The sequence below is a fragment of the Geomobilimonas luticola genome, assembly GCF_018476905.1.
Taxonomy (GTDB): Bacteria; Desulfobacterota; Desulfuromonadia; order Geobacterales; family Geobacteraceae; genus Geomobilimonas; species Geomobilimonas luticola.
In genome coordinates this window covers 105,600-121,708 of sequence record NZ_JAHCVK010000007.1, presented here as the reverse complement: position 1 = coordinate 121,708, position 16,109 = coordinate 105,600, and the positions used below count along the sequence as shown (strand labels likewise).

At 58.4% G+C, this 16,109-nt stretch carries 17 protein-coding genes; 4 read left to right on the top strand and 13 right to left on the bottom strand.

The genetic code is table 11. The annotated features are described in order from the left end of the window. The 8 genes from KI810_RS13825 to KI810_RS13790 form a co-directional block, all read right to left on the bottom strand. Nucleotides 1-1,736: methyl-accepting chemotaxis protein (locus KI810_RS13825; RefSeq protein ID WP_214176148.1), on the bottom strand; the 1,736-nt coding region annotated here is incomplete at its 3' end. Between the two features lie 71 nt (nt 1,737-1,807). Beyond that, the gene (locus tag KI810_RS13820; protein ID WP_214176147.1) at nt 1,808-2,386 is read right to left on the bottom strand and encodes a chemotaxis protein CheW; all 579 of its coding nucleotides are present in this window, start codon (nt 2,384-2,386) and stop codon (nt 1,808-1,810) included. Continuing rightward, on the bottom strand, nt 2,379-4,040 hold the full coding sequence (locus tag KI810_RS13815; protein WP_214176146.1) for a chemotaxis protein CheA: 1,662 nt from the start codon (nt 4,038-4,040) through the stop codon (nt 2,379-2,381). Before KI810_RS13815 ends, KI810_RS13820 begins: the two co-directional genes overlap by 8 nt. 11 nt (nt 4,041-4,051) lie before the next feature. After that, nucleotides 4,052-4,450 carry a response regulator gene (locus KI810_RS13810; RefSeq protein ID WP_214176145.1) on the bottom strand — a complete coding sequence of 133 codons (399 nt, stop codon included), beginning with the start codon at nt 4,448-4,450 and terminating at the stop codon, nt 4,052-4,054. A 42-nt stretch (nt 4,451-4,492) separates the two neighbouring features. Then, the gene (locus KI810_RS13805; protein ID WP_214176144.1) at nt 4,493-4,867 is read right to left on the bottom strand and encodes a response regulator; all 375 of its coding nucleotides are present in this window, start codon (nt 4,865-4,867) and stop codon (nt 4,493-4,495) included. Between the two features lie 279 nt (nt 4,868-5,146). Further along, nucleotides 5,147-6,496 carry a sigma-54-dependent transcriptional regulator gene (locus KI810_RS13800; RefSeq protein WP_214176143.1) on the bottom strand — a complete coding sequence of 450 codons (1,350 nt, stop codon included), beginning with the start codon at nt 6,494-6,496 and terminating at the stop codon, nt 5,147-5,149. Further along, nucleotides 6,493-7,815 (bottom strand): sensor histidine kinase, encoded by a 1,323-nt coding sequence (locus KI810_RS13795; RefSeq protein WP_214176142.1) that lies wholly within the window; start codon nt 7,813-7,815, stop codon nt 6,493-6,495. The genes KI810_RS13800 and KI810_RS13795 overlap by 4 nt, the downstream gene beginning before the upstream one ends. A gap of 14 nt (nt 7,816-7,829) precedes the next feature. Continuing rightward, nucleotides 7,830-8,489, bottom strand: a complete 660-nt coding sequence (locus KI810_RS13790) for an ATP-binding response regulator (RefSeq protein WP_246525655.1) — start codon at nt 8,487-8,489, stop codon at nt 7,830-7,832. Nucleotides 8,490-8,708: 219 nt separating this feature from the next. Between KI810_RS13790 and efp the strand changes: the two genes are divergently transcribed. Both efp and epmA read left to right on the top strand, forming a co-directional pair. Next, nucleotides 8,709-9,272, top strand: coding sequence for an elongation factor P (efp, locus tag KI810_RS13785; RefSeq protein WP_214176141.1), 564 nt, complete (start codon nt 8,709-8,711; stop codon nt 9,270-9,272). Nucleotides 9,273-9,275: 3 nt separating this feature from the next. Then, a complete protein-coding gene (epmA, locus tag KI810_RS13780) occupies nt 9,276-10,199 on the top strand; it encodes an EF-P lysine aminoacylase EpmA (RefSeq protein WP_214176140.1) in 924 nt (307 codons plus the stop codon). 48 nt (nt 10,200-10,247) lie between these two features. Here the strand turns inward: epmA and KI810_RS13775 are convergent, their stop codons facing one another. Genes KI810_RS13775 through rimI form a run of 4 tightly spaced genes read right to left on the bottom strand, consistent with a single transcriptional unit; the run spans nt 10,248 to nt 13,521 of the window. Next, nucleotides 10,248-11,279: a KamA family radical SAM protein gene (locus tag KI810_RS13775; protein ID WP_214176139.1), complete on the bottom strand. Its 1,032-nt coding sequence runs from the start codon at nt 11,277-11,279 to the stop codon at nt 10,248-10,250. Nucleotides 11,280-11,283: 4 nt separating this feature from the next. Further along, nucleotides 11,284-12,201: a dihydroorotate dehydrogenase gene (locus tag KI810_RS13770; protein ID WP_214176138.1), complete on the bottom strand. Its 918-nt coding sequence runs from the start codon at nt 12,199-12,201 to the stop codon at nt 11,284-11,286. Nucleotides 12,202-12,226: 25 nt separating this feature from the next. Continuing rightward, nucleotides 12,227-13,051: a dihydroorotate dehydrogenase electron transfer subunit gene (locus KI810_RS13765; protein ID WP_214176137.1), complete on the bottom strand. Its 825-nt coding sequence runs from the start codon at nt 13,049-13,051 to the stop codon at nt 12,227-12,229. Continuing rightward, a complete protein-coding gene (gene rimI / locus KI810_RS13760) occupies nt 13,048-13,521 on the bottom strand; it encodes a ribosomal protein S18-alanine N-acetyltransferase (protein WP_214176136.1) in 474 nt (157 codons plus the stop codon). Before rimI ends, KI810_RS13765 begins: the two co-directional genes overlap by 4 nt. A 118-nt stretch (nt 13,522-13,639) precedes the next feature. Between rimI and purM the strand changes: the two genes are divergently transcribed. Then, nucleotides 13,640-14,689, top strand: coding sequence for a phosphoribosylformylglycinamidine cyclo-ligase (gene purM / locus KI810_RS13755; RefSeq protein WP_214176135.1), 1,050 nt, complete (start codon nt 13,640-13,642; stop codon nt 14,687-14,689). An 11-nt stretch (nt 14,690-14,700) separates the two neighbouring features. Continuing rightward, nucleotides 14,701-15,357, top strand: a complete 657-nt coding sequence (gene purN / locus KI810_RS13750) for a phosphoribosylglycinamide formyltransferase (protein WP_214176134.1) — start codon at nt 14,701-14,703, stop codon at nt 15,355-15,357. Here purN and KI810_RS13745 read toward each other — a convergent pair. Next, nucleotides 15,329-15,982 (bottom strand): YkgJ family cysteine cluster protein, encoded by a 654-nt coding sequence (locus KI810_RS13745; protein WP_343213506.1) that lies wholly within the window; start codon nt 15,980-15,982, stop codon nt 15,329-15,331. The genes purN and KI810_RS13745 overlap by 29 nt on opposite strands. Nucleotides 15,983-16,109: the final 127 nt, after the last annotated feature.

The following is a 16,109-nucleotide window of genomic DNA, read 5'->3' as shown; positions in this document are numbered from 1 at the left end:
GCGTTACCCGCCGCACCCGACAGTTCCATGGACGCCCGCGCCTCCTGGGCCGCCAGCTCGCCGTATTTCACCGAGTCGCCGGTGTCCGCCTGCACCTGCTTGATTACCTCGCCAATCTCCCTGGTGGCGTTGACGCTCCGCTCCGCCAGCTTTCTCACCTCTTCCGCCACCACCGCAAAACCACGCCCCGCATCCCCCGCCCGCGCCGCCTCGATGGCCGCGTTCAATGCCAGCAGGTTCGTCTGGTCCGCTATCTCGTTGATCACCCGGACGATGCTCCCGATCTCTTCGGACCGTTTCCCCAGGTTGGCAATGGATAAGGCGGTCTTGTCGATGACGCTCCCCACCCGCTCCATGGCCGCCAATGCCTGCTGCACCGCTTCCTGACCGGCAGACCCTTCCTTGGCCGCCGCCTTGGCAACGTCGTCCGCCGACTCGATGTTCTTCGCCGACTCCCGGATGGAGATGGCCAGCTGCTCGACGGTCGCTGCCGTGTCGGTGGCCACCTGCTGCAGCTCCTGGGTGTTCCCCGCCACCTGGTCGACGGAGACCGTCATCTGCTCGATGGTGGAGGAGGTCTCGGATACCGACGACGCCAGTTCCTCGGCACTCTGGGCCACCCGGTCGATGGAGACGGTCATCTGCTCGATGGTGGCCGAGGTCTCGGCCACCGACGACGCCATCACCTCGGCGCTCTTGGAAACCTGCTCGCTGGAGGCACCCAGCTCCTGCACCGACGAGGAAACCTCTTCCACGTTGGAGGCCAGCGCATCCGCATTCCCCGCCACCGTCTGGATGGAAGCCGCCATCTGCACCATGGTCGCCGAGGTCTCTTCCGCTGCCGAAGCCTGACTGCTGGCCGCACGGTTCAGCTGCTCCGAACCACTGGATATCTCGTTGGCCGCCGATGCCACATCATCCGACGTCGACCGTATCCGACCTATTATCCCCCGCAGACTCTCCGCCATCTTGGCCATGGCTGCCAGCAACTGCCCCACCTCGTCACGCGTGGTGGCCTCGATGGAGACGGTCAGATCGCCGTCGGCGATTTTGTTGGCAACCCCCAGGGCGGCATTGACGGGGGCGGTGATACTCCGGGTAATGATGACGCCAAGAGCCACGCACAGAATAATTGCAAGGACAACGCACATGGCAAGTACGGTATAGGTCTGCCGGGCGAGCGCCTTGAAAAGGGGTTCGGTCTCGTCCATCCGCTTGTTGGACTCGTCGGACAATTCCTTTGCGGTCGCTTCCAGCCGATGCATTTCATCCTTGTACTGACCGATCGCCTTGTTCCCCTCCTCGGGGCTCTTGATGCGACCGGCGACGATATCGTTGTGGATCTTGGTAAATCCTTTAACGTAATCGACGATATCCGCCTTCATGGCCTTGACCTCGTCTTTTTCCTTCTGCAGAACCACGATCTTTTCCAGGTCGGCCAACCGGGCATTGAGATGCTCGAGCTGCTCATTCCACTTCTTGTCGTAGTCCGCCACTTTCTCCGGATCGGTGACGTTGAGGAACATGTCCTTCTCGTGGCGTCTGAGACCAATGACGTTGGCCCGGGCCCGGGCGGCATGTTCGGAAATGGAGGCATCTCCCCTGATTATTTCGATTGTCTTTTCCGTGCTGGTCCTGACCCCCCAGAAACCCGCACCGCTCACCACGAGCATGATAAGGAGCATCACGGCGAATCCGAACGTCAACCGCCCACCGATCTTCATATTCTTCAGCATGATTTTCCATCCCCCTCGTATTTATTGGTAAATTACGTATATCGGTTCCCTGCAGGCTATCCTGCCGCAGGTCAATTCCCGTCCGTCAAAAGCAGTGACCTGTTCAGGTCGAGGATGATGATGAGCCGTCCCTCCAGCTTCCCGACCCCCTTGATGTAGTTCTGGTCCAGGGTGATCGCCTCTTCCGGCATCTCCTCGATGACGGACGAGGATACCTTGATCACCTGGGAGACCGCGTCCACCTGCATTCCGAGACGTTTCCCCTTCAACTCGATGACGATGATCCGCCGGGCGTCGCTTGCCTCTGCTCCCGCCTCTGTCCCCGCCGCCATCCGGAACCGGCTCCGCAGATCCACCACCGGGATGATCTTTCCCCGCAGGTTGATCACCCCCCGTACATGGGCGGGTGCACCGGGAACCGGGGTGATGTCCGTCGCCCGGATGATCTCCTGGACGCTGGCGATATCCACCCCATACTCCTCGCGCCCCAGGGTGAAGGTGACCAGGTGGTGCAGCTGTTCTTCCTGCTGTGCCGCCACGGCCGTCGCAGTGGCATCCAGCTCCTGTTGGGCCTTCCCCACGAACTGGGCGAGGATATCCTCCGCCAGTCCCGATTGGGGCAAGACCATCTCGTTAGTATTGTCAGCCATGGGTGCCTCCTCGTCTGGTTTTCTGTACAAGCGATGCGATGTCGAGTATCAGGGCGACCCTGCCATCCCCCAGCACGGTTGCCCCTGATATTCCCGGCACATCTCCCAAATAGTCGTCCATCCCCTTGATAACCACTTCCTGCTGGCCGATGAGCCGGTCCACGACCATTCCGCCACGTTTCTCGCCGCTTCCGACTACGACGACGTATTCTTCGTCGTTGCCCTTTGTCCGCGCCAGGCCGAAGAAACGGTCGAGATGGATGATGGGAAGAAGCCTTTCCCGCAACTGGATGATCTCACCGTCTGCCACCTGGTGTATGTCGCCGGTGGCGACCTTGATGCTCTCAAGAACGCCGGAAAGAGGGATGGCGAAGGTCTCCCCTGCCACCTCGACCATAAGGGCATTGATGATCGCCAGGGTCAGGGGGAGTTTGATGGTGAAGATGGTCCCCTCGCCAAGTCGGCTGTCGATGTCAATCAACCCGTTAAATGAGTTGACGGTGTTCTTCACCACGTCGAGACCGATCCCCCGGCCGGATGTTTCGGTCACTTCCTTGCTGGTGGAAAAACCGGGGAGAAAGAGCAGTTGCATCGCTTCGTAATCATCCATGGAGCTTGCCTGTTCACTGTCGATCAGCCCCTTGTGCAATGCCTGTTTCCGCACCTTGTCCCCATCGATCCCCCCCCCGTCGTCCTGGACGGAGATGATGATATGGCTGCTTTCGTGCCGTGCCGACAGGCGGATCGTCCCGACAGCGGGCTTCTTCAGCTTGCGCCGTGCAGCCGGTTTTTCGATGCCGTGATCGATCGCATTACGGATCAGGTGGAGGAGCGGTTCGCCGATCTCGTCGATGACGGTCTTGTCCAGCTCAGTCCCTTCACCTTCGAATTCAAGCTTGATCTCTTTGCCGTGTTGGAGAGACAGGTCCCGCACCAGGCGGGTAAAGCGCTGGAACACCACCTTGACCGGCAGCATGCGGGCTTTCATGATCGCCTCCCGCAGGTCGCCGGCGCTTTTGCCGATCAGCTGGCTCGACTCCGCAAACGCTTCCAGAAGCTGCCGGTCCTGGACCGTATCCTTGACCCGCTTTTCCAGAGCCAACAGCGAGGTGCGGTGAATGACCAACTCCCCCACCAGGTTCAGCAGTTCGTCGAGCTTTTCGAAATTGACCCGCAGGGTTGTGGACTTCTGGGTGATGTAGGCAAAGTCATCCTTCTTGGGGAGAGGAAGCGGCGCTGAGGTTGATTCGGCTTCATCGCCGGCAAGCGCATAATCGAGGGCCATGATTTCATCGGTGAAATCAAGCTGCTCCCGGGGATCTGCAGCAAGCCGGCGCAGGGTTTCCCGCAGCACGTTGATGGCACCGTAGAAGGTCTCGTAAAACGAGGCCGGCAATGGCGTTGACCGCTCCGAAACTGCCTTGAGCACGCTTTCCAGTTTGTGTACATACTGCTGCACCGGCGTGAGCCCCAGCATCCCCGAATTCCCCTTCAGGGTATGGAGATTACCGAGGAGCAGGGTCGTAATCGAGCGGTCGGGAGTCTCGCCTGCACGTCGCTCCAGTTCCAGAAGGCCGGCTTCCACCGCCTCCAGATGGGTCGACGCGTCTTCCAGGTATTCGTCGAGCAGAATCGAGATATCAATGGTGTCCAACGTATCCCCCTCTAGGCTTTTGCAGTCTGCGCAGGCGCTGCGCCAGGAATGATCTGTTCGATCAACGCGTAGAGATCAGGTGGTGCAAAGGGTTTTTTCAGATACCCCTTCGCACCCAGCTTGAGGGCTCTAAGCGTATCCTCTTCCTTCCCTTCGGTGCTGATGACGATTATGGGAAGGCGACGCTGAATCCCGAGAGCAGTAGCCTTTTCGAGGAACTGAACGCCGTTCATGACCGGCATGTTGATGTCGAGCAGTATCAACTGGATATCGTCCTGTTGGGCCAGCACGTCCAGCGCCTCCTGGCCGTTCATGGCATCGGCGATCTCGCACGCGTAGCGTGACAAAACCAGTCGGTACATCTGATGAATAAGCGCCGAATCGTCAACCACGAGAACTTTGTTGAGCATACTTTCCTCACTGACTATGAGAGTGGTAACAGATAGCGTCCGTTAACCTTTTACCGGAATCCCGATCTTCTCGATCGTCGACAGGAGTTCCGTGATATCGACCGGTTTGTTGAAAAAATGGAGCGCCCCGAGCGTGTAGGCGAGGGTCTCGATTTCGGCAGTACCATAACCGGTCATAATGATTACTTCGGTGGAATACCGCTCCTTGATGTACTTCAGGAGTTCAAGCCCCTCGATGCCATTGACCCCCGACATCCGGATATCGGCAATGACAAGATCGAAGTGGGCATTTGCCAGCGCTTCTTCGGCCTGCTCTATTTCATTGCAGGTTATGACTTCCACACCTTCGGTCTTCAACGCATAGGAAAGACTGAGAAGGATGGATTGTTCGTCGTCAACGATGAGGATTTTTTTCATGATTGTTTGGGCCCTCCTTGCAGGTTCAAAATAATTTGTGTTAACGAAAGAGCACACATCGTGCCAAATGGATACCAGGCAAAAATATCGCCTGCTAACAAATAGTTACGATATCGCTGGGGGATTGATCACCCACAACTGTACGAACTTCGTACAGTAATATATGAAGCTATTTCCGCTACGGATGAATTAATCTTTAGGAAGGTCTGTAAAGGCGGGGGATTGAGATGCGTTCAACGGCGGTCACGCCTGGTGTCCGAATTTCGTACATGTACGACTTCAGGGCACCTGTGCCATCCGCTTGAGTTTTGCCAGGAGGGTTGAGCGGCTGATGCCCAGAATGGCGGCGGTACGAGAGTGGTTGTCATTGGTAGCATGGAGCACCTGACGGATGTGCTCCTCTTCCACCTGCCAGAGGGGAAGCAGTCGCGTGTTTTCCCCGCCACTCTTCCCGACAGAAGGTATTCCTCTGATCTCGGACGGGAGATGCTCGGGAGCTATGGGGCCGTTCCCCGCCAGTATAAGAGCCCGTTCGACAACATTGCGCAACTCGCGAACATTGCCTGGCCAGCGGTAGGCCAGCAGCATATCTTCAACCGGCGGAGCCAGCCGCATGTAGCCCCTTCCCATGGAATCCCCCAGCAGGCGCACGTAGTGGTCCGCCAGGAGGAGGATATCGTTGCCACGGTCACGAAGAGAAGGAAGCTTAATCGGAAGTACATTTATCCGGTAGTAGAGATCTTCCCGGAACTTTCCTTCCCGGACAAGCAGGGGGAGGTCCCTGTTGGTCGCCGCCATGAATCGCGCACTGCTTCTGATATCGGTCGTGCCGCCAACCCGGCGGAAAAGGTGGGTATCGAGCACCTTGAGAAGTTTGGCCTGGATGGTGAGGGGCATCTCTCCCAACTCATCGAAAAAGATGGTGCCACCGGCCGCTATTTCAAAAAGCCCTTTCTTCTGCACCTTAGCGTCGGTGAAAGCCCCCTTTTCATGGCCAAACAGTTCGGACTCCAGCAGGGCTTCGGACAGGGATGCACAATTGATCTCCACCAGCGGGCCGGAAACCAGACTCAGTTCGTGGATCGATCGGGCAACAAGTTCCTTGCCGCTTCCCGATTCCCCCATGATGAGAACCGGCGTCGTAGGGTTCTGGGAGAGAAGCTTGATAAGACGCTGTACCTTGATGATCTGTGGCGATTCGCCGATGGTAGGGGTCCTGCTCGACTTTCGCCGATCGAGACGCCGGGAAAGCTCATTTTCGCGTGAAGAGTGCTGCAATGCCTCGACACCGTCAAGAATCATCCCCACATGATCGAAGTCGAGTGGCTTGGCAAAATAATACTCCGCACCATGCTTCATGGCATGCACCGCCTTGTCGAGTTCGACAGCTTCCGCCAGTATCATGACCCGCGTACCGGCGTCCTGGCTGGTCAGCGGCGGGATGAGAAGGTCCCCTCCCATGTCGGGGAGATGCTGGGCAACAAAAGCCACCGTTGGGACAAACTCCTTTGTCAGCCGCTTTCCCTCCTCTCCCGTATCGGCAACAGCGACCTCGTATCCCCGATTTCTCAGGAAACCGCACAATTGTGCACGGGTACGGTCGGCACGATCTATAACCAGTGCTCTCATGCCACCCTACCCTGCTGGGGAAGCGCGATTACGAACGTTGCCCCTCCGTCAGGATTGTTATGGGCTGTCAGGGTCCCATTGTGCGACTCGATGATGGTTCTGCTGATACTCAGACCCAGTCCCGCTCCGTGTTTCTTCGTCGTAAAAAAGACGTCGAACAGCTTTTCCATGATGTCGTCGGGAATCCCGGTCCCCGAATCGGAGACCATTATCTGTGTCCCCTTCCGATCGGCAACGAGCGTTACGTCGACGCTGCCCCCCCCCGGTGTCGCCTCGATGGCATTTTTCAGGACATTCAGAAGCACCTGCTCGATTTTCTCCTGATCCCCATCCACCATTACCCGCTGTTCGGTCAAATCCGAACGCATGGTCACTCCTCGATCGGCGGCAAAGGGTGCGTTGATCAGAAGTGTTTCTTCGATCATCTGTTTCAACGGGAACAGCTGCCGATTCAGTTTCGGCTCCCGGGAGCAGAAGAGCAGGTCGTCCACCATGCGATTAAGCCTGCCGGCCTCTTTGAGAAGTGAATCCATGAGCTCCTTCTGGGGGGGGGTCAGGGCGAGCTCCTTTGACAATATCTGCCCAACGGCGGTCATCCCGAAGAGAGGATTGCGGATTTCGTGGGCAACCCGTGCCACGACCTCCCCCATGGTCGCCAGCCGCTCCTTGATTCTCAGGTCGCGGCGAATGCTGATGATTTCGGTAAGATCGATAAAGGAAACGATATGACCGGTAACTGCCCTGTCGGGAGACTTAAGGTCAAACCTGCGGAACCCTACGATTATGTCGGATATGTCATAATGGAGCGGCACCTCGCCCGTATCCCTACCGGTACGGACCGCATCACACAGAGCAGGAGCAATGTCCGCTAAGTTTCGGCCGATCATATCCTCCAGGCTTGATTTGAAGAAATCAAGGACGTAGGGGTTAGCCAGCTTGATCTGGCATTCTGGGTCAGTAACGAGGATGCCGCTCTGCATATTGGTCAGGACCGATTCTACAAAGGTCTTCCGTTCCTGGAGTTGCAGATAGGCAGCTGAAAGTTCCTGCTCTGCGCGCAGGCTCTCCAACATTTCACCGAGGAGGGGCTTCGTGACAAAAAAGTACAAGGTGGGGACGAGGATGACGGTGAGAAAAAAAACATCGATAAATGCTCGCTCTGCAGGAGCCCGCGAGGAGAAAAACAACTGAAGAACCAGCATGATCGTGGCTTCGGCAAAAAGAACAATCGCTATGACCGATATAAAAATCTTCCACAGGGATGCATGGCTGCTATCCGTCGTTATTCTGGAGGTATGAGGCCCCTTCTGTTCAGTCATCCAGTAGACCTTTGCTAGAGATTGTGCAGATCGATCATACTGATATCGTGACGATAATTGGTGGTGACCGCTTCCGTCGCCCTGGCCATCCGTTCCGTGATCAGCCGGATGCGTTCCAGTTCCTGCTGAATTCCCGTTATCGCCTGCTTGGCTGTCGCCGAAGAATGACCGACATCCTTTTGAAGAAGGTGGAGATAGGCGTAAACCGTTGTCAACGGGTTATTGATCTCGTGACTGAGCGCAACCGCCATCTCCCTGAAGACGTTCAGACGTTCAAGCTCCACCTCTTGACGTCGTGCCTTGCGGGACGCAAGATGAACCTTGACCCTCGCCAGCAGCTCGTGGAGGGAAAACGGCTTTACCACGTAATCCTCCGCACCGGCGTCGAATCCCCGGACCCGCTCCGATTCGGCATCCATGGTAGTGATGAATATAACGGGAATGTCCCGCGTTGTTTCGTCTTCTTTCAGTTCCCGGCAGACAGTAAAACCGTCCATGTCGGGCAGGCGAACGTCCAGCAGGATAAGGTCCGGCACAACCTGTTTCACCGCCACTATACCCGACCTGCCGTCATCCCTGAACGTGAGTTCGTAGCAGCCGACAAGGATATCCCTCACCAGCATCTGGGTGACCTTGCTGTCGTCTATGACGAGAATCTTTTCCAATGCCGGCATCAAGCACTCCCCGGGAGCTTTAAAACGGCCCAATCGTAGCCGGCTTCTGGCGGGTTTGTCAATTGCTATTTGCCCGCAAAACACCGGAAAATGCGGAAGTTATGACAAAAATGAGAATAAGGTACGTCGTGTGCCGTTTGTACATTTTTTTCTTAACAAACGCGCATATTTAGTGTAGAAAAAAGAGTTCAAATTTCACACGGCAAAGGACCGAAACCCATGTATACCGTAGCAGACCTGAGAAAAGGATTGAAAGTCACCCTGGACGGCGACCCTTACCTCGTCATCGCCTTCGATTTCGCAAAACCCGGCAAGGGGCAGGCCCTCTACCGCACCAAGCTGCGCAACATGATTACCGGCGTCATTCTCGACCGGACCTACCGTTCGGGAGAAACCTTCGAGCCGGCCAGCCTTGAAGAGCGGAAGATGCAGTTCCTCTACAAGGAGGACGACCACTACTGCTTCATGGACAACCAGACCTACGAACAGGTCCATGTGAGCGAAGCAGCCATGGGGGACGCCAAGAACTACCTGACCGACAACCTTCCGGTCAGCATCCTCCTCTTCAGGGAAAAGGCAATCGGCGTGGATATCCCCAACTTCGTCAACCTGCGGGTGACCCAGACCGACCCGTGGGCCAAGGGAGACACCTCGGGGAGCGACTCCAAACCGGCTACGGTGGAAACCGGCTACGTGCTGCGCGTCCCCCCCTTCATCGAAGAGGGAGAACTGATTACCATTGACACCCGGACCGGGGAATATTCCACGAGAGTCAAAGGTTAGCCCATGAATGGTAACTGGAGCCTTGCGGCCCGGCGCAACGCGCTCACCGCCAGGGCGGCCATCATCCAGGAAATCAGGCGGTTTTTTGTGGAAGGGGGGTATCTCGAAGTCGAGACCCCCCTTCGCATTCCCGCCCCTGCCCCCGAAGCCCACATCGACGCCATTCCGGCGGACGGCTGGTTCCTCCAGACTTCACCCGAACTCTGTATGAAGCGCATGCTGGCGGCCGGCTACGACCGGCTGTTCCAGGTATGCCGCTGCTGGCGCGCCGAAGAGCGAGGTCGTCTCCACCTCTCCGAATTTACCATGCTGGAGTGGTACCGGGCCAATGCGGATTACCGGGATATCATGACCGACTGCGAAGGGCTGGTCCGGGCGCTGGCAGCTTCCCTGGCAAGGGGGAATGCTATCCGTTACCGGGGGAACACCATTGAGCTTGCAGGAGAGTGGGAACGGTTGACGGTACGGGAGGCATTTGATCGCTACAGTGAAATATCCATGGAGGAAGCTCTTGCCCTTGACCGGTTCGACGAGATCATGGTGGAGTCAATAGAGCCGAAGCTTGGAATGGAACGACCCACGTTCATCCATGACTATCCCGCCTCCCGCGGCGCCCTTGCACGTCTCAAAGCCGACGACAGCAGTGTTGCGGAGCGGTTCGAGCTGTATATCGGAGGGTTGGAACTGGCCAACGCCTTTTCAGAGCTGAACGACCCGGTCGAGCAGCGCAGAAGGTTCGAACAAGAGGCTGCATTACGCGGAGAATTGCGACGACAGGTTTATCCCCTCTCCGAACCGTTTCTTGCCGAACTGGCGACAATGCCACCGTCTGCAGGAATTGCCCTGGGTGTGGACCGGCTTGTCATGGTGCTCCTCGACGCGGCGCGAATAGACGATGTGGTGGCCTTCACGCCGGAAGAACTGTGAATCGGTGAAAAGTGAAAAGTAATCAGTGAAAAGTTAAAGTTAGCTGCCTCAGCCCAGGTCTTCGTATTCGATGCATTCCCCATGGTAGTTCCGCAGCAGCAGCCTGTTTCCCCGCCATTCGCCATTATCGGGAAGAAGTGGAACCTTCCCCTTTCCCCCCGGCAGATCGATGACATAGTAAGGGGTTGCCAGTCCCGACGTATATCCCCGCAGACCTTCCATGATCTCAAGCCCCCGTCGCACGCCGGTGCGGAAATGACCGGTCCCCCGTACGAGATCGAGCTGGTGAATATAGTAGGGGCGTACCCGGATGGCAAGAAGCCCCTGCATGAGCCGTTTCATGACAGCCGGGTCGTCGTTGACCCCCTTGAGCAGCACCGTCTGGTTCCCCAGGGGAATGCCCGCGTCAGCCAGCCGACCGCACGCTGCCGCTGCATGGGGAGTAAGCTCGCGGGGGTGGTTGAAGTGGGTGTTGAGGTAAAGGGGATGGAAGCGCTTGAGAAGGCGACAGAGCCGGGAAGTGATGCGGGACGGCAGGGTCACCGGTACCCGGCTGCCGATCCGGATCATCTCCACGTGGGGTATGGTGCGGAGACGGGAGAGGATGTCTGCCAGTTCGTCATCGGAGAGGAGCAGCGGATCCCCGCCCGACAGGATGACGTCCCGAATGGCAGGTGTTTTGGCAATATAGTCAAGGGCTGCTGCACGGTTGGTATTCCGGGAGCCGCAGCCGACCTGGCGCTTGCGCATGCAGAATCGGCAGTAGACGGCACAGGCGTTGGACACCAGGAGCACAACCCGGTCCGGGTAGCGATGGATGAGACCGGGGACCGGGCTTAGCCCCTCCTCGTTGAGCGGATCGGGGGCCTGCCGGTGATCGGAAAGCTCCTGGGGATCGGGGATGCATTGGCGCCAGATGGGGTCCCCAGGCGCCTCGATGAGGGAGAGGTAATGGGGGGTGATCCGAAGGGGATAGCGGGCAACCACTTCCCGCAGCGGTTCAACGTCCACACCGAAACGTGCGGAAATCTCTCCGGGCTCGGTGATGGCGGCCGCCAGCTGTTTTTGCCAGGCGTCCATCGCCTCAGGACCGGAGGGCGCCAATCAGTTCCTTGACATCGGCGATCCCCTGCTCCGCCAGGTAGCGCTCCATATCCCGGGCGATGGTCTGGGCAGCGGTGGGGTCGAGGAAGTTGGCAGTGCCCACCTGGATGGCGGTCGCCCCGGCCAGCATGAATTCCAGAGCGTCGGTGGCAGACATGATGCCGCCGATACCGATGATGGGAAGCTTCACGGCACGCGCCACCTGCCATACCATGCGCAGTGCCACCGGCTTGATGGCCGGACCCGACAGGCCGCCGGTGATATTGGCAAGCACCGGCTTCCGTTTGGCGAGATCGATGGCCATGCCAGTGAGGGTATTGATGAGAGAAAGGGCGTCTGCACCCGCATCGGCACAGGAGTGGGCCATGGTCACCACGTCGGTGACGTTGGGGGAGAGCTTGACGATGACCGGCTTGATGGTCGCGTCACGCACCATTTTCACGACCTCGTAGGCGGCGGCCGGGTCGGTGCCGAACACGATCCCCCCCTGCTTCACGTTGGGGCAGGAGATGTTCACCTCCAGACCAGCCACTTCCGGGATCCGGTCGAGCCGTCCCGCCAGTTCCCCGTACTCATCCAGGGTGTTGCCGTAAACATTGACAATAACCGGGGTGGAAATGGTGCGCAGGAACGGCACCTTGTCGGCGATAAAGGCATCGATCCCCACGTTCTGCAGGCCGATGGCGTTGAGCATCCCCCCCGGCGTCTCCACGATGCGGGGAGTGGCGTTCCCCGCCTTGGGGCGGATGGAGAGTCCCTTGGTTATGATGGCCCCGATGCTTTCCAGGTCCATGTACCGGGCAAACTCGGCGCCGTAACCGAAAGTCCCGGAAGCGGTCATCACCGGGTTCCTCAGCTTGATGCCGGCTATTTCAACTGACAGATCAGGCGTGTTCATCGCAGCTCCTTGCTGAATCCTCGTCCTACAGACGCTGTTCCCATGAGAGTTCCGTGTGGTCGAACACCGGCCCGTCCTTGCAGACGCAACGGTAATCGGGGGTCGCTTCCGAATGGTCGCGCCCTTTCACCACACAGCCGAGACACGCCCCCACCCCGCAGGCCATGTACGCCTCCAAAGAGACCTGGCAGGGGATGCCGGTCCGGCCGGCTATCTCGGCCACTGCCTTGAGCATGGGGAACGGTCCGCAGGCGTAGATGGTCTTTGCGCCAGTGCCGTTCGCCAGGTACCGCTCCAGTACCTCGGTCACCAGTCCCCGTTCTCCCAAGGTGCCGTCGTCAGTTGACACGTAGGTCTCCACCCCCAGCCGCTCGAATTCGGTGATGCACAGAACGTCGTCCCTCCCCCGTCCACCAGCGAACAGATGCACCCGGGACTCTTTCACCAGTTCCCTCGCCAGATAGTAGAGGGGAGCGAGGCCAACTCCGCCTCCAACCAGCACTTTACCCTCCGACGGCTCACCGGTACCGAACCCCTTGCCGAGGGGGCCGAGCACTTCCATCTGGTCACCATGGTGGAAACCGGCCAGCATTGCCGTACCCTTCCCCACCACCTTGTAGAGGATATCGAGAAAGGGTTGCTGGACGTCGGGATATTCGGTTGCCATGACCCCGACATCGAAGATGCCGAAGGGACGACGCAACAGAGGGTCGATGGAGGCGCTCACCCGCACCATGACGAACTGGCCGGGAGATGCGGCGGTTACGAAAAACTGCGGGGCGGTCAGGCGCAACCGGAAATAACCGGGCGAAACCTCAACATTGGTGATGACCGTCGCTTTAAAATTCATGCCCTGTCCTCGTTGTCGAAGCGGTATTCCATCAGGATCGCGTCTTCGCCATTTTCATAGTAGCGATTGCGCAGGCCGGTTTCCGTAAAACCGATCCGGCGGTAAAGGGAACGCGCGGCAGCATTGGAGGTGCGCACTTCCAGGGTGACAATTTCCGCCCCTCCCAGCTGACAGTCCCCGAGCACCCGCCGGACCAGGAGCTCCCCTATCCTCCGGCCGCGGCAGTCGGGGTGAACGGCCACATTGTATATGTGCCCCTCATCCAGAAGCAACATGGGACAGATATAGCCCACCAGACGACCGTCATGGTCGAAGGCGGCCAGGGGGAATGCGTGGGGTGACGCTAGCTCGTCCAGGAAATGGGTTCTGCTCCAGGGGCGGGGGTACGCGACTTTTTCGATCGCCAGGACCTCGGGCAGGTCCTGCTCCTGCATCGGACAGATGGTGATATCGTGCAGTCCGTCGCTCATTTCCACGCATTCTAAGCAAACGCCCGTGGGTTTGTAAACTCTTTTTTCGCGCCGAGAATCGGTTTGACATTTCCCCTGCGTTGGGGTAATAAATTAACTCCACTTCAGCGGAGGAACCATGGTGAGCACCACGAAAACCACCTATAAGGACGCCGGTGTAGACATCGACGCCGGCAATACCTTTGTCAAAATGATCAAGCCTTTGGTAAAGGCGACTACCCGCCCCGAGGTCCTGGCGGACATCGGCGGCTTCGGCGGCCTCTTTTCCCTCAATACCGGCAAGTACAGGAACCCTGTTCTCGTTTCCGGCACCGACGGTGTCGGCACCAAGCTCAAGCTTGCGTTCATGGCCGACCGTCATGATACCGTGGGGATCGACCTGGTGGCCATGTGCGTAAATGACATCATCGTCCAGGGGGCCGAACCGCTCTTTTTCCTCGATTACCTCGCCACGGGGAAACTGGATCCGGAAAAGGGTGCAGCCATCGTCAAGGGTATCGCCGAGGGATGCGTACAGGCCGGCTGCGCCCTCATCGGCGGAGAAACCGCCGAGATGCCCGGTTTCTACGCCGACGGCGAGTATGACATGGCCGGATTCACCGTCGGTGTCGTGGAACGGGACAATCTCATCGACGGTTCCAGCATCACCGTCGGCAACCGTCTCATCGGCCTCGCCTCCAGCGGCCTGCACAGCAACGGTTACTCCCTGGCACGCAAGGTCATCTTCGAGCGGATGGGACTCGGCATCAACGACCAGCTTCCCGGTCTCGGCAGAAGCGTGGCAGACGAACTCCTCACCCCCACCCGCATCTACGTGAAGAGCATCCTCAACCTGCTCCGGGACTTCCAGATCAACGGCATCGCCCACATCACCGGCGGCGGCCTGCTGGAAAACATTCCCCGCGTACTTCCCCACGGTTGCAAGGCAATGCTCGACAGGAACAGCTGGCAACTCCCTCCCCTCTTCCGACTCCTTCAGGAGGGGGGAAACATCGACGACGACGAACTGCTCCGCACCTTCAACTGCGGCATCGGAATGGTCCTGGCGGTTCCGGAAAAAGACGCCGAAGAGGTGCTGATCCGCCTTTCCGGCCTTAGCGAACAGGCTGTCGTCATCGGTGAAGTGGCGAAATGCGAACCGGGCAAAGAATGCGTCGAGATGGTATAGGCGGGAGAGGTATGGGACGACGCATAAAAGTTGGTGTGTTGATTTCCGGAAGTGGTTCGAACCTGCAGTCGATCATCGACCGGATCGAGGATGGGAGCCTGTCTGCCGATATCGTCTGCGTTATCAGCAATAACGCCGGAGCCTTCGGCCTGGAACGGGCCCGCAAGCACACTATCCCCGCCCTGCACATGGACCACCGGCAGTTTGCCGGCCGCTCCGCCTATGACGCCGCCCTGGTGGAAACCCTTCAGCAGTATGGCGTTGAACTGGTCATTCTGGCCGGTTTCATGCGGATCATAACACCGGTGCTCATCGACGCCTTTCCCCATGCAATCATGAACATACACCCCGCCATTCTCCCCGCCTTCCCCGGTCTCCACGCACAGCGGCAGGCTCTCGACCACGGTGCACGGATATCGGGCTGTACCGTCCATTTCGTGGACGCCGGTACCGATACCGGCCCCATCATCATCCAGGCGGCCGTTCCGGTCCTGGATGATGATACGGAAGAAAGCCTTTCCGCCCGCATCCAGGTAGAAGAACACCGTGTCTATCCCAGGGCCATCCAGCTCTACGCGGAAGGACGCCTCTCCGTCGAAGGACGCCGGGTCATCATCACCCCACCTGTCCCGGCATCCGCTACCAGCCTGGAAAATCCGGCAGCTTAACAAAACCTTTCCCCCACCACCCGCGCCAGTCAAATCCCGTAAAATCCTGAAGCAGTGCCAACGGGATGAAGGTATCAAGTTCGCTCACCCGCTTCCCCAGCAATTCGTCGGTGAACGCCCGGAACAGGGAGAGTTCCGCCTCGAAATGACGTCGGAACTCCCACTGCAGTTCCGGCATCGCCAGCGGATCAAGGCCGACGAAGTTGAGGGTGCACCACTCGTCGTGCATCACCTCGCCGGAAGTGTCAATCAGCGGCAGTCCGTGGAGCCGGCAGGTCATGGGGCGATGGTCGTATACCAGGCAGCGGCCGTCGGCGCCAAGGAGGAGGCAGGGGGTTTCGTCGTCGTCGGGCATGAGTTCTTCCCATGCTTCCTCCGGACGATAATTGAGAATGTAAGGTACATCCAGGTCCGGCCAGACATCCCGCAGACGCTGCAACTGCTTCCGCGCCTCGATCAGCACGGTTTCCCGGACGTTAACGGGAAGTCCGTCGAACCCCTTCTTAAGGTAACAGGCATCGAGCAGCGTAATGTCGAACAAAGACCGGCAGCATTCTGCGCAGCCCCGCCGGCAGGCAACGGCCTCGGGTCGGGCAGCATGACAGCGCCCGAACCATTCATCCACTTCTCGAAGGAGCAATCCATAACGTACTAATATATTGTCAATGGTTGCATTCATACTATGTTGGCACCATAAAAAGAGGCGACCATACTGGCCGCCTCTCCTTTACCTTTTCCTCAACCTTTACCTG